Annotated in this window: 11 protein-coding genes; 4 read left to right on the forward strand and 7 right to left on the reverse strand. The window is 72.1% G+C overall.

Annotated features, from left to right (window positions below):
* Positions 1 to 99: 99 nt before the first annotated feature.
* The 4 genes from ACSMXV_RS31840 to ACSMXV_RS31855 form a co-directional block, all read right to left on the reverse strand.
* Complete coding sequence (locus ACSMXV_RS31840) at positions 100 to 2,568, reverse strand: SpoIIE family protein phosphatase (RefSeq protein WP_473174591.1); 2,469 nt, start codon at positions 2,566 to 2,568, stop codon at positions 100 to 102.
* Positions 2,569 to 2,793: 225 nt separating this feature from the next.
* Positions 2,794 to 4,089, reverse strand: a complete 1,296-nt coding sequence (locus tag ACSMXV_RS31845) for an HRDC domain-containing protein (protein ID WP_473174592.1) — start codon at positions 4,087 to 4,089, stop codon at positions 2,794 to 2,796.
* 117 nt (positions 4,090 to 4,206) lie between these two features.
* Complete coding sequence (locus ACSMXV_RS31850; protein ID WP_030687574.1) at positions 4,207 to 4,869, reverse strand: response regulator transcription factor; 663 nt, start codon at positions 4,867 to 4,869, stop codon at positions 4,207 to 4,209.
* Positions 4,870 to 5,355: 486 nt separating this feature from the next.
* Positions 5,356 to 6,015, reverse strand: a complete 660-nt coding sequence (locus tag ACSMXV_RS31855) for a DUF3000 domain-containing protein (RefSeq protein ID WP_473174593.1) — start codon at positions 6,013 to 6,015, stop codon at positions 5,356 to 5,358.
* Between the two features lie 185 nt (positions 6,016 to 6,200).
* Between ACSMXV_RS31855 and hemE the strand changes: the two genes are divergently transcribed.
* A complete protein-coding gene (gene hemE, locus ACSMXV_RS31860; protein WP_473174594.1) occupies positions 6,201 to 7,319 on the forward strand; it encodes a uroporphyrinogen decarboxylase in 1,119 nt (372 codons plus the stop codon).
* A 61-nt stretch (positions 7,320 to 7,380) separates the two neighbouring features.
* On the opposite strand, the gene ACSMXV_RS31865 is transcribed toward hemE, so the two are convergent.
* Positions 7,381 to 8,199 carry a rhomboid family intramembrane serine protease gene (locus ACSMXV_RS31865; RefSeq protein ID WP_473174595.1) on the reverse strand — a complete coding sequence of 273 codons (819 nt, stop codon included), beginning with the start codon at positions 8,197 to 8,199 and terminating at the stop codon, positions 7,381 to 7,383.
* Positions 8,200 to 8,341: 142 nt separating this feature from the next.
* Here ACSMXV_RS31865 and ACSMXV_RS31870 point away from each other — a divergent pair, with 142 nt between their 5' ends.
* Positions 8,342 to 8,680, forward strand: coding sequence for a hypothetical protein (locus ACSMXV_RS31870; RefSeq protein ID WP_473174596.1), 339 nt, complete (start codon positions 8,342 to 8,344; stop codon positions 8,678 to 8,680).
* Positions 8,681 to 8,820: 140 nt separating this feature from the next.
* On the opposite strand, the gene ACSMXV_RS31875 is transcribed toward ACSMXV_RS31870, so the two are convergent.
* Both ACSMXV_RS31875 and ACSMXV_RS31880 read right to left on the reverse strand, forming a co-directional pair.
* Positions 8,821 to 10,197: an FAD-dependent oxidoreductase gene (locus tag ACSMXV_RS31875; protein ID WP_473174597.1), complete on the reverse strand. Its 1,377-nt coding sequence runs from the start codon at positions 10,195 to 10,197 to the stop codon at positions 8,821 to 8,823.
* A gap of 134 nt (positions 10,198 to 10,331) precedes the next feature.
* The gene (locus ACSMXV_RS31880) at positions 10,332 to 11,453 is read right to left on the reverse strand and encodes a DUF4349 domain-containing protein (RefSeq protein ID WP_473174598.1); all 1,122 of its coding nucleotides are present in this window, start codon (positions 11,451 to 11,453) and stop codon (positions 10,332 to 10,334) included.
* A gap of 159 nt (positions 11,454 to 11,612) precedes the next feature.
* On the opposite strand from ACSMXV_RS31880, the gene hemG reads away from it, so the two are divergent.
* Together hemG and hemQ are read left to right on the forward strand one after the other, a co-directional pair.
* A complete protein-coding gene (gene hemG, locus ACSMXV_RS31885) occupies positions 11,613 to 13,115 on the forward strand; it encodes a protoporphyrinogen oxidase (RefSeq protein ID WP_473174599.1) in 1,503 nt (500 codons plus the stop codon).
* 4 nt (positions 13,116 to 13,119) lie between these two features.
* Positions 13,120 to 13,866: a hydrogen peroxide-dependent heme synthase gene (gene hemQ / locus ACSMXV_RS31890; RefSeq protein WP_473174600.1), complete on the forward strand. Its 747-nt coding sequence runs from the start codon at positions 13,120 to 13,122 to the stop codon at positions 13,864 to 13,866.
* The last annotated feature ends 39 nt before the right edge of the window (positions 13,867 to 13,905 follow it).

The raw sequence follows: 13,905 nt of genomic DNA on the forward strand, positions 1-13,905 counted from the left end.
CCCATGCTGCCGCCCGGCACGGCGGCCCCTGGGAACAGGACGGCGACGGGACCGAAGACCTCTCTCAGCGCAGCTGCCGCTGTCGCTCCAGGGCCGTGGTCACCCCATACGCTCCGTCAGCGGCTGCTCCGCCCAGATGATCTTGCCGTTGGTGGTGTAGCGGGTGCCCCAGCGCCGGGAGAGCTGGGAGACCAGGAACAGCCCCCGGCCACCCTCGTCGGTCGTCCGCGGGTGGCGCAGGTGCGGTGCGCTGCTGCCGGTGTCGGAGACCTCGCAGATCAGGGCGCGTTCCATGATCAGGCGCAGCCGGAGCGGGCCGGAGGCGTGCCGGATCGCGTTGGTGACGAGCTCGCTCACGACGAGCTCCATGGTGAAGGTCAGGTCCTCCAGGCCCCATGCGGCCAGTTGGCGGGCCGTCGTCTGACGGGCCTGCGCGACGACCGCCGGATCCGCGGGCAGGTCCCAGGAGGCCACCCTGTCCGCACCCAGGCGGCGGGTCTTCGCCATCAGCAGTGCCGCGTCGTCGTGCGGTTGCGTGGGGACGAGGTCGTCCACGATCGTCCGGCACAGGTTGTCGAGCGGCAGGTGGTGCGCCTCCAGCGCGCGGCGCAGCCGCTGCTTGCCCGCCTCGGGGTCCGGAACCGTGCCGGGTGCTCCGTGGGTGGCCACCAGGCCGTCGGTGTGCAGCGCGAGCACGCTGCCCTCCGGCAGATGGAACTCGGCGCACTCGAAAGGAAGGCCGCCCACGCCCAGCGCCGGCCCGAGGGGCAGTTCGGCGAAGGTGACCGTGCCGTCGGGGGCGACGATCGCGGGCGCGAGATGGCCGGCGCTGGCCATGACACAGTCGCCGCTGACCGGATCGTAGACCGCGTACAGACAGCTCGTCCCCACGGTGTGGGCGCCTCCGGCGGGGGCGCCGGGGCCCGAGCCCGCCTCCCGCGCCGCCCGGCTGATCAGGTCGTCGAGGTGGGCGAGCACCTCGTCGGGCGGCAGGTCCAGATCGGCGAGGGTCTGTACGGCGGTGCGCAGCCGTCCCATGGCGGCGGCCCCCTCGATGCCGTGCCCGACCACCTCGCCCACCACCAGTGCCACCCGTGCGCCGGACAGCGGGATGAGGTCGAACCAGTCGCCGGCGAGGCCGGTCAGCTCGTCGGCGGGCCGGTAGCAGGTGGCCACGTCGACGGCCTCCTGCTCGGGGACGCCGTGCGGCAGGAGGTTCTGCTGCAGTACGAGGGCCGCGTCCCGCTCCCGCGTGTAGCGGCGGGCGTTGTCGAGGCAGACGGCCGCACGGGCGACGAACTCCTCGGCCAGACTGAGGTCGTCGGCCTCGAACGGATCCTGGGTCTGGCGCCGGAAGAACGTCGTGATGCCGAGTGTGGTGCCGCGCGCGCGGATCGGCACGATCATCACGCTGTGCAGCCCCAGATCGAGGAACGTGGCGGCCCGGCCGCCGGGAAGGTCGGTGGCCCACTCCCTGGCCAGCGGGTCCAGCCGCTCCTCGCGCCATGACTTGCCGCTGTTCAGGCACTCGATCGGCGGCGAACCGGCGTGATAGCGGGCCACGCCCCCGATCTCGACGACGGCTTCCGGAACCCCCGGCCGCACCGACTGGTGGCCGGCGCGGCGCAGCGGGATGACCTCCGGGTCATCGAGGGGACGGTGGGCCGGCTCTGCCCCCTTGAGTACGGACTCCAGCAGGTCGACGGCGACGAAGTCGGCGATTTCCGGCACCGCCGAGTCGGCGAGTTCCTGCCCGGTCTGCATGACGTCGAGCGTGCGTCCGATCTGCTCGCCCGCCCGGTCCAGCAGGGCCAGGCGCTGCCGCGCGCGATAGCGGTCGGTGATGTCCGTGACCGTGTAGTACACGCCCACCGGGTGTCCGTGGTCGTCCTCGAGCCGGATGAACGACATCGAGTGGGCGACCTCGCGCTGCGGACCGGACCGCAGCCGGCCCACGTGCTCGTAACCGATCACCGGTTCACCGGTCTGGAGCACCTTGCGCATCTGCGCCTCGATCGCCTTCACGTCCAGATCCGGCTGGATGTCGCCGAGCCGCCGCCCGAGGCGGTGCTGCGGCGGCCCTCCGCTGAACTTCTCCAGGGCCGGGTTCGACCACACGTACCGGAGGTCCGTGTCCACGACGGCGATGCCCACGGGCGACTGCGAGGCCATCCGCTCCAGCAGGTGCCGGCTCATGTCCCACCCCGGGGCCCCGGTCATGTCGCCGGCGAGGACCATCCAGCGCGCACTGCCGCCGGGCTCCTTCACCGGGATCATCCGCACCATCAGCCTGACCGGCCGGCCGTCCCGGTGCCGTGCCGAGAGCAGCCCACTCCAGCCGCCGTCCTGCCGGCACCGTTCGGTGATGGCCGGAAGCCGTGCCGCGTCCTCGTCGGCGAGGAGGGAGGTGACGCTGCGGCCCAGCAGGCCCTCCTGCGTGTATCCGAGGAGCCGTCCCGCGTTCCCACTGCAGCTCAGCACCACACCCCCAGCGTCGAGCAGCAGTATCGAGGCATCCGCCACATCGAATGCGGCCTGGCGTCGGGTGGGGTCTCTCTCCTCGCGCATCCCCACGGCTGCCCTTTCGGTTTGGAGTGCTATACGGCCTCTTTCCCGATTTGTTCGCGTCGTTACCCTGCCGGTTCGGGCCGCTCGTTCTGCGCCGCCGCCGGTGGCCGGGGTTCGGTTCGCGAGCGGCTGCCGCCCGGCGGGTGCTTCGCCACCTGCCGGTGGGCGGGTCGGGGCCGCGCCGGGATGTACCCCCCCGGTGCGCGTCGAAATGAGAGGCCTGCGTCAGCCCTTCGTGGCCTTCAGTGCCGCCACCAGGACTGGCGTGACCTGTTCGATCTGCCACGGCCGGGCGCCGTATCCCGCGAGGGCCTCCGCGACCGAGGCCGCGGACGGCGAGACCGGCGGCTCCCAGCACACCCGCCGGACCGTGTCCGGAGCGATCAGGTTCTCCTGCGGCATGTTCAGCTGCTCGGCGAGCGCCGAGACCGCGGCGCGGGCCGCGGACAGTCGCGCGGCAGCGGCCGGATCCTTGTCCGCCCAGGCGCGCGGCGGAGGCGGCCCGGTCACGGGCTGCCCCGGCTGCGGGAGGGACGAGTCCGGCAGCGCCCTGGCGCGGTCCACCGCCGCCTGCCACTGCTCCAGCTGACGCCGCCCCATACGGTGCCCGAAGCCGTTCAGCCCCGCCAGGGCGTGGACGTTCGGGGGCATCGCGAGCGCCGCCTCGACGATCGCCGTGTCGCCCAGCACCTTGCCGGGCGACACGTCGCGCCGCTGCGCGATCCGGTCCCGGGCGTTCCACAGCTCCCGTACGACCGCCATCTGCCGACGGCGGCGCACCTTGTGCATGCCCGACGTACGGCGCCACGGGTCCTTGCGCGGCGCCGCGGGCGGCGCCGAGACGATCGCGTCGAACTCCTGCTGGGCCCACTCCAGCTTGCCCTGCCGGTCGAGCTCCTTCTCCAGCGCGTCGCGCAGGTCCACGAGCAGCTCGACGTCGAGGGCTGCGTAGCGCAGCCAGGGATCGGGCAGCGGCCGCGTCGACCAGTCGACGGCGGAGTGCCCCTTCTCCAGTACGTAGCCCAGTACGCCCTCGACCATCGCGCCGAGACCGACCCGCGGGAAGCCCGCGAGGCGTCCGGCCAGCTCGGTGTCGAAGAGGCGCGTGGGAACCGTGCCTATTTCGCGCAGGCACGGCAGGTCCTGGGTGGCGGCGTGCAGCACCCATTCCGTATCGGCGAGCGCAGCGCCGAGACCCGAGAGGTCCGGGCAGGCGATGGGGTCGATGAGCGCGGTGCCGGCGCCCTCGCGGCGCAGCTGTACGAGGTAGGCCCGCTGTCCGTAGCGGTAGCCGGAGGCGCGCTCGGCGTCGACGGCGACGGGTCCGGAGCCGTCGGCGAAGGCCGCGATCACCTCGGCGAGGGTCTCTTCGTCGGCGACCACCGGAGGGATGCCGTCACGCGGCTCGAGCAACGGAATCGGCGTCCCGTCGACTACGAGGCCTGCGACGCCGTCGTCCGGAGGGCCGCCCCCGGTGGTTCGCAGTGAACTGGCTGCTGCGGTGTCTTGGGCGTCGGTCACCTGTCAAGGGTATCTGTGCATGCACAGCGCCCGTCGTCGGAACGTTCCGTCGGCGGGCGCGGGAGGGACGTAAACCAGTCAGGGCGGTGAATGATCCCGGTCAGTGGGTGAATTCGGTCAGTGGATGATTCCGGTGCGCAGGGCCACGGCGACCATCCCTGCCCGGTCGCCGGTGCCGAGCTTGCGGGCGATGCGGGCGAGGTGGCTCTTGACGGTGAGTGCGGACAGGCCCATCGAGACGCCGATGGCCTTGTTGGACTGGCCTTCCGCCACCAGTCGCAGCACCTCGACCTCGCGGCCGGACAGCTCTCGGTAGCCGCCCGGGTGGCTCGGGGCGCCCGGGGGGCGGCGGTGCATACGGGCGGCGGCCGACCCGATGGGGGCGGCGCCGGGGCGGGTGGGAAGGCCCACGTTCGTGCGGGTGCCGGTGACGACGTAGCCCTTCACACCGCCCGCGAGGGCGTTGCGTACGGCGCCGATGTCGTCGGCGGCGGAGAGGGCCAGCCCGTTGGGCCAGCCGGCGGCTCGGGTTTCGGACAGCAGGGTGAGCCCGCTGCCGTCGGGAAGGTGGACGTCGGCGACGCAGATGTCGCGCGGGTTGCCGATCCGGGGGCGGGCCTCCGCGATGGACGACGCCTCGATGACGTCGCGCACTCCGAGCGCCCACAGATGACGGGTGACGGTGGAGCGGACACGCGGGTCGGCCACGACCACCATGGCGGTCGGCTTGTTCGGGCGGTAGGCGACCAGGCTTGCGGGCTGCTCGAGGAGAACGGACACCAGGCCTCCTGGGGGTGCGGGACGGGACCGGCTCGGGGATGAAGCCGGGACGAACCGTGCTTTCAAGGTCACAGACCTCTTCGGCACCAAACCCGTCCTCCTTTAGAGAAAGATCACGATTTGGTGAGTAACAATTCGTGCAATTCAGACATGCGAGCGATCATGTCAGAGATCAAATCGAGCCGAGGCAGGTCGTAATCCATCCGCTTCGCGTCCGTATCGGGCCGCAGCGTGTCCCGTACGCGTCGGATACGCGTCTGGAATTGCATCGCCTGGGGGAGGGGCCGGTGCTTCTCAGGCGTACGGACGCCCCCGCGCGATGAGGGCTGCCACCGCGCGATGTCCCTGGCCTGCGCAGCCCGCGGCCGGCACCCGGCAGCACGGGCAGCAGCCCGGCGGCAACCAGGCCCGTGTGCATGACACGCGCACGGGCCTGCCAGGGCGAGCAGCAGGCTCGGCCTCCGCGTCAATGCCTCGGCGCCGCTCTCAGCGTGTCTGCGGCCCCCGCCGCTGCGGCAGCGACACCACCGACGCATCGCCGGGACCGGCCGGCGGCAGCCCGGCGACCTGGCACAGCAGGTCGCACCATGCGTTGAGATGCGCCGCCGTGTCCGGTACCCCGCCGAGGCCCTCGCGCGGCGTCCAGGACGCACGGATCTCGATCTGCGATGCCGGCGGACGCTCGGCGAGCGCGCCGAAGTAGTGCGAACCCGCGCGCGTGACGGTGCCGCTCGGTTCCCCGTACGACAGCCCGCGCGCCGTCAGCGCGCCCGTCAGCCACGACCAGCAGACCTCGGGCAGCAGCGGATCAGACGCTATTTCCGGCTCCAGCTCCGCCCGTACGAGTGTGACCAGCCGGAACGAGCCCTGCCAGGCCTCGTGCCCCGCCGGGTCGTGCAGCAGGACGAGCCGTCCGTCGGCGAGGTCGTCCTCGCCGTCGACGACCGCGGCCTCCAGCGCATGGGCGAAGGGGGCCAGGCGCTGGGGCGGGCGTGCCGGGGAGATCTCGATCTCCGAGCGCAGTCGCGCACCCCGCAGCGCGTCGACAGCCGCGCGGAAGGGCAGCGGAGACGAGTCCGCCGCATTGCCCTCCGTACCGTCCCTATCGTCAGCGTCGTCCGACAGTCGTCCCTGAGCCGCAGCCATGCGGGGAAGATTAAGGGGAACGGAGGCTTCGCGCAGGGAGAGACACCCGGCAGCGCGACCGCTGTCCGGTTCACGCCCCCATGAATACGCCACGCGCCAGTCCCCATTCGGATGAACGCCCCGGGTGGCGTGCGGCCGCTGTCCCCGGGGACGGGCGGTGTCCGCTGCATGCGAGACTTTCCGACGTGAGTGCCAACGAGAGCCCCGCGGGCCACCAGCCGACCACGCCGCACGACCACGTCAAGCGCGATGCCAAGGACGTCAAGGACGTGCAGGAAGTCCAGGAATCAGCCTTCCTGAAGGCGTGCAGGCGCGAGCCCGTGCCGCACACGCCGGTGTGGTTCATGCGGCAGGCCGGGCGCTCGCTACCCGAGTACCGCAAGGTCCGCGAGGGCATCCCCATGCTCGAGTCCTGCATGCGGCCCGAGCTGGTCACCGAGATCACACTGCAGCCGGTCCGCCGCCACGGCGTCGACGCCGCGATCTTCTTCAGCGACATCGTCGTACCGCTCAAGGCCATCGGCATCGACCTCGACATCAAGCCCGGCGTCGGCCCGGTCGTCGAGTGCCCCATCCGTACGCGCGCGGACCTCGCCCAGCTGCGGGATCTCACGCCCGAGGACGTCTCCTACGTCACCGAGGCGATCGGCCTGCTCACCGCCGAGCTGGGCGCGACCCCGCTGATCGGTTTCGCGGGTGCGCCGTTCACCCTCGCGAGCTACCTCGTCGAGGGCGGTCCGTCACGCAACCACGAGCACACCAAGGCGCTCATGTACGGCGACCCGCAGCTGTGGGCCGACCTGCTCGACCGGCTCGCGGAGATCACGGCGGCGTTCCTGAAGGTGCAGATCGAGGCGGGCGCCTCGGCCGTGCAGCTCTTCGACTCGTGGGTGGGCGCCCTCGCGCCCGCGGACTACCGGCGCTCGGTGATGCCCGCTTCGCGGAAGGTCTTCGAGGCGGTGGCCGGATACGGGGTGCCGCGCATCCACTTCGGTGTCGGCACCGGCGAACTCCTCGGGCCGATGGGCGAGGCCGGTGCGGACGTCGTCGGCGTCGACTGGCGCGTCCCGCTCGACGATGCCGCCCGCCGGGTCGGCCCCGGCAAGGCGCTTCAGGGCAACCTCGACCCGGCGGTGCTCTTCTCGTCGACCGAGGCGGTCGAGCAGAAGACCCGTGAGGTACTGGACGCGGCGGCCGGGCTCGAGGGCCACGTGTTCAACCTCGGACACGGCGTCCTGCCGACCACGGAGCCGGACGCGCTCACTCGCCTCGTTGAGTACGTGCACACGCAGACGGCGCGCTGACGCCTGCCGTCGCGCCTCACGTGGGCCGGTCGGTTACCAGTCCTGCCGTCGGCCCCGTCGGTCACCAGTTGTGCCGAGCCTGTCTGCCCCACAGCATGCGGCTCGGCTCAGGTGGTGGCTGTGTGCCGCGGCGCAGCGGCCAGGCGAGGAGCATCCCCGCCAGGAAGCCGACCACGTGGGCCACGTAGGCCACGGTCCCGGCCTGCGTGACCGCCGCGCCGTACGAGTACACCGCCTGCAGCACGAACCACAGGCCCAGCACGATCCACGCTGCCAGCCGCAGCGGCAGGAACAGCAGGAACGGCACCAGCACCCACACCCGCGCCTTCGGATACAGCACCAGATAGGCGCCCAGGACCCCGGCGACCGCTCCGGACGCGCCCATCAGGAGGGCGCCGGAATCGGGGTTGACCAGTGCGTATCCGTAGCCGGCGGCGTACCCGCACACGACGTAGAACAGCACGTACCGCACATGCCCGAGGCGGTCCTCGACGTTGTTGCCGAAGACCCACAGGAACAGCATGTTGCCGAGCAGGTGCAGCCAGCTGCCGTGCAGGAACATCGAGGTGAGGACGGACAGCGGAGGGTACTTCTCGTAGTCGGGCGGTCCGACCACGCAGCCCGGCCCGGACGGACCCAGGCCCACATCGCCTGTGGGCACCGCACGCGGCATCCGCAGACGGATCAGCTCCTCCGGCACGGCCGCCCAGTGCTCCATGAACGCCCGCAGCTCGCACAGCTGCGCAAGGCTGCTTCCGCCCGTCAGCGAGCCCGCCATTCCCGGAGTACGCAGGAAGACGACGACATTGGCGGCGATCAGCGCGTACGTCACCCAGGGCGTGCGCCGCGCCGGATTCACGTCATGGACGGGGATGACCACATCTGATCCCTGCCCGGCAGGGGCCGCGCGAACCCGGGCGCTCCGCTGAACGGGAACGGACATGCTCCCGTATCACTCTGCGTCCGCCCCGGCCCGGGGACGGGCACTCCCCACCGGGGGTTCCGAGACGTGAGGACGGCCCATGACCGATCCCAGCAACGACCCCAGCAGTCTGCCGCTTCAGGCGCTGCCTGACGGAGACGCGGAAGTCCGTCTGGTGTTGCGCCTGCAGTGGGAGGACGTCGCCGCGCTGGGCCAGGAGGCCGGCCGGCTCGCGGCGCGCCTGCAGCGCCCGGTGAGCCTGGACGAGGCCGCGAGCCATCGCCTGCGCACCCGGCCGCCGGCGGCACACGCGAAACCGGCGTCGCAGGAGCGGCCGGCGCAAGCCGTCGCCCCGGCTCCCGTGTCGTCCCTCACGGGCCGCTCGCCGGGGGACCAGGCCCGCCAGGCGATCGAGAGGATCAACGGCACGACCGCGTGATCCAGCCGTCCGGCAACCAATCAGCCCGCGCGGCAACCACTCAGCCCGTCTGGGGGCACCTCCCAGCGTTAGCTGGGGGAGCTTGAGGACGAGCCCGTCAGGGCGACAGGGGGTCGAAGGGGCGGGATGGTGGAAGAACCTCAGTCGCCCGCCACCCGCACCGCCACCGAAGCCTTCCGCGCAGCGATCAGCACCGGATCCCACACCGGCGAGAACGGCGGCGCGTACCCCAGATCCAGCGCGGTCATCTGCTCCACCGTCATGCCCGCGGTGAGCGCGACCGCCGCGATGTCCACCCGTTTCGCCGCCCCCTCACGGCCGACGATCTGCACGCCGAGAAGCCGCCCCGTACGGCGCTCCGCGAGCATCTTCACCGTCATGGGCGCCGCCCCGGGGTAGTAGCCGGCCCGGCTCGTCGACTCGACGGTGACCGTCACGTACTGCAGCCCGACGGCCCGCGCGTCCTTCTCGCGCAGCCCCGTACGGGCGATCTCCAGATCGCAGACCTTGCTGACCGCCGTACCGACGACACCGGGGAACGTGGCGTACCCGCCGCCCACGTTCGCCCCGATCACCTGCCCGTGCTTGTTGGCGTGCGTGCCCAGGGCGATATGCCGCTCGCGGCCGGAGACGAGGTCGAGGACCTCCACGCAGTCACCGCCCGCCCAGACGTTGTCGTGGCCGCGCACCCGCATCGCGAGGTCGGTGAGCAGACCGCCGTACTCGCCGAGCGGCAGCCCCGCCGCGCGAGCGAGGGCGGTCTCCGGGCGTACGCCCATGCCGAGCACCACCACGTCAGCCGGGTACTCGGCGTCGTCCGTGGCCACCGCGCGGGCCCGGCCCTCCGCGTCCGTAAGGACCTTGGTGACCTCGGCGTCGTCGACCATGGCGATGCCGAGCCCCGTCATCGCCTCGTGGACGAGACGGCCCATGTCCGGGTCGAGCGTGGCCATCGGCTCCTGGCCGCGGTTGACGACCGTGACGTCGTAGCCGCGCTTCATCATCGCCTCGGCCATCTCCACGCCGATGTAGCCGGCGCCGACGACCACGGCCCGGCGGCCCTCCGTCCCCTCCAGGGTGTCGAGCAGCGCCTGACCGTCGTCGAGTGTCTGCACCCCGTGGACCCCGGGCGCGTCCATGCCGGGCAGCGGTGGCCGGTCCGGCCGGGCCCCCGTGGCGATCACGAGCTTGTCGTACGCCGTCCACTCCTCGGCGCCGGACTCCAGATCACGGGCGCGGACACGGCCGCCCGCGACATCGATCTCCGTCACCTCGGTGCGCATCCGCAGGTCGATCGCGCGGGCCCGGTGCTCCTCCGGTGTGCGCGCGATCAGATCGTCCCGCTCCACGACGTCGCCGCTGACCCAGTACGGGATGCCGCACGCCGAGTACGACGTGAAGTGGCCGCGCTCGAACGCGATGATCTCCAGCTCATCGGGGCCTTTGAGCCTGCGGGCTTGCGACGCGGCCGACATGCCCGCCGCATCTCCGCCGATGACCACCAGTCGCTCTCGCATTGCCTGCTCCTCGGGAAGCGTCTGAACGCAGCACGGCACGGTAGGCACCGCACAGGCGAGCGTACGGCGAGACGCCCGGGCGGCAGGAGACACAGAGGCCGCCTGCCGCCCGAAGGCGAGATCACTCCGCCAGGTCACTCCTGCTTGGCGGAGTCGCCTCCCTGCTCCTCATCCCCGCCGGCTGCGCGAGCCGCGGGCGCAGTGGGTGCCGCGGGCCCCGGGCCTGCCGCGGGCGCCGCAGACGTCGTACCTGTCGCTGGGTCCCCCGCCGGACCGCCCGCCTGCAGAGGTGTCCGCGCACCGCGAGGCAGCCGGGAGCGTACGACCCGCAGCCACACCAGAATGATCAGAGCCGCCGCAGCCACGAACGGCAGGGCCGCGCCGAAGGCGACCGCTATCCAGCGCAGCAGCGTGACGAACGCGTGCCAGCCGCCCGCCAGCGCATCCAGGAACCCGGGGTCGTCGTCCTTCTTCACGACCTGCTTCTTCGGGTTCTCGTAGAACGTCAGGGTGATCGTGGCCAGGCTCGTGCGGTCCTTGAGCGACGCCTGCTGGGCCAGCAGCGCCTCCAGGTCCGCCTGACGGCTGCTCAACTCGCCTTCCAGCGCGACCACATCGCTCAGCTTCGTGGCCTTGTCCATCAGCTCACGCACGCGTTCCACGCTCGCGCGCATCGTCTTGATGCGGCTCTCGACGTCGACGACCTGGTCGGTGACGTCCTGCGCCTTGACCTTGCGCTCCATGAGCTTTCCCGTGCCCTGCAGCTCGTTGATCACCTCCTCGTACCGCTCCGTGGGAACGCGCAGTACGACGCGGGACTCCTCGCGGCTGTCCTCGTCGCGGATCGTGGACTCGTTGCCGACGATGCCGCCCGCGCCCTCGGCGGCCGAGCGCGCCTCGTCGAGCGCCTTCTGCACGTCCTTGACCAGCACGGTGAGCGATGCGGTACGGATGACGTGGGTGCCGGTGAGCTTCGGCGGGGTGGTCGCCTTGTCGCCCGCCTGCTCGCCGGAACCGCTGTCGGCCTGGCCGCCGGGAGCGGCCGCGCCCTCCCGGGCGTTCCCGGCGCCCGGAGGGGCCGCCTTGGCGGCGCTGTCGGCGGAGCTGCCGGCGCTGTCATTGGCCCCGCATCCCGCCAACGCGAGCGCCGCCGCCAGCAGGACGGCCGACAGCGCCTGGACCGATCGGTGCCTGGACGGGCCGTGTCGGTGTATGGACGTGCCGTCTCGGTGCCTGGACGTGCCACGAGCGAACATCTCGGCGTACCCCCGGGGTTGGTGAGGACTGGTGCTCCTTCGACGCCCGGGGCTCTGGTTTCGTTGTCGCTGTCCGGTCCCGATGGGGTCACGGTCGGGACTCGTCGGGTCCACCGGTGCCGGGTCTGGCCGCCATGCGCGGTTTGAGAGAGTGGAGGCATGCGCGAAGGGGACACACGTACGGGTTCGGGTCATGTCGTCGTCATCGGGGGTGGAATCGCCGGCCTGGCCGCCGCCCACCGGTTGCTCGGCTCACCTGGCGGCTCTCCCGGCGGCCCGCCCGACGGCTCGCCCGTGGGCGCCACGCGCGTGACCGTGCTCGAGGCCTCGGACCGCATCGGCGGCAAGCTGCACGCCGGGGAGATCGCGGGCGCGCGTGTCGACCTCGGCGCCGAGTCGATGCTCGCCCGCCGCCCGGAGGCCGTCGCCCTCGCCCGCGAGGTGGGCCTCGGCGACCGGCTGCAGCCGCCCGCCACCGCGACCGCGTCGATCTGGACCCGCGGCGCGCTGCGGCCCATGCCGAAGGGGCACGTGATGGGCGTGCCCGGCACCGCCGACGCACTGTCCGGCGTCCTGTCCGACGAAGGGCTGCGCCGTATCGAGCAGGACCGCGATCTTCCGCCCACCGAGATCGGCGACGACGTCGCGGTCGGCGGTTACGTCGCCGAGCGCATCGGCCGCGAGGTCGTCGACCGGCTCGTCGAGCCCCTGCTCGGCGGCGTCTACGCAGGGGATGCGTACCGCATCTCGATGCGCTCCGCCGTCCCGCAGCTCTTCGAGGCCGCCCGCTCCCACACCTCGCTGACGGAAGCCGTCCGCGACATCCAGGCGCGCGCCGCGCAGAACCAGCAGACCGGCCCCGTCTTCATGGGCATCAGGGGCGGCATCGGCGAGCTCCCGTTCGCGGTCGCGGAGTCGGTACGCGCGCGTGGCGGTGAGATCCGACTGAACAGCCCCGTCCGCGGCCTTCGCCGGACGCCCGACGGCTGGGAGGTGCGGGTCGGCGACCACGTCGAGACGGCCGACGCCGTCGTCCTCGCCCTCCCCGCGCCGGCCGCCGCCGCGCTGCTGGCCTCGGAGTCGCCGGCCGCGGCCGCCGAGCTGCGCACCGTCGAGTACGCCTCCATGGCGCTGATCACCCTCGCGTACCGGCGGGACGAGGCCCGGCTCCCCGAGGGCAGCGGCTTCCTCGTGCCGCCCGTCGACGGCCGCACCATCAAGGCGTCCACCTTCTCCTCCCAGAAGTGGGGGTGGATCGCCGAAGAGAACCCGGAGCTGCTGGTGGTGCGCACCTCTGTCGGCCGGTACGGCGAGGAGCAGGACCTCGGCCGCGAGGACGCCGAGCTCGTCGCGCTCTCCCGGCACGATCTGCGCGAGGCCACTGGCCTGAGCGTCGCCCCCGTCGCCACCCGCGTCACCCGCTGGCGGGGCGGCCTGCCGCAGTACCCGGTCGGCCACCACGCGCGCGTGGCCCGTATCCGCGAGCACGTCAGCAAGCTGCCGGGGCTCGCGGTGTGCGGGGCGGCGTACGACGGCGTGGGCATCCCGGCGTGCATCGCCAGTGCGTACGCGGCCGTGGACCAGCTGGCGGGCGACCGCCGAGGTGTGCAGGAGCTCACCGCGAACCCGGTGCAGAGCCTGCACGGCGGAGCGGGAGAATAGCCCCATGAGTGACGACGCCCCCATCACCGAACCCGGCACCACCGAGTCCGGCAGGATCCCGAACAAGGGCAAGCTGGCCAAGGACCTCAACGAGGTCATTCGCTACACGCTGTGGTCCGTCTTCAAGCTGAAGGACGTGCTGCCCGAGGACCGCGCCGGTTACGCCGACGAGGTCCAGGAGCTCTTCGACCAGCTCGCCGCCAAGGACGTGACGATCCGCGGCACGTACGACGTGTCCGGTCTGCGCGCGGACGCCGACCTGATGATCTGGTGGCACGCGGAGACCAGCGACCAGCTCCAGGAGGCGTACAACCTCTTCCGCCGCACCAAGCTCGGCCGCGCGCTCGAGCCGGTCTGGTCGAACATGGCGCTGCACCGCCCCGCCGAGTTCAACCGCTCGCACATCCCGGCGTTCCTCGCCGACGAGACGCCCCGCAACTACGTGAGCGTCTACCCCTTCGTCCGCTCCTACGACTGGTACCTGCTGCCGGACGCGGAGCGCCGCACCATGCTCGCGGACCACGGCAAGATGGCCCGCGGCTTCCCGGACGTGCGCGCCAACACGGTCGCCTCGTTCTCGCTCGGCGACTACGAGTGGATCCTCGCCTTCGAGGCCGACGAGCTGTACCGCATCGTCGACCTGATGCGCCACCTGCGCGGCTCCGAGGCCCGCAGGCACGTACGCGAGGAGGTCCCGTTCTACACGGGCCGCCGCAAGTCGGTTGCGGAGCTGGTGGCAGGCCTGGCCTGACCGGCTTCCGTTGTGGGCAGGCGTTCCGCAGGGCGGAAC

It is taken from the genome of Streptomyces sp. DSM 42067, from assembly GCF_055792885.1.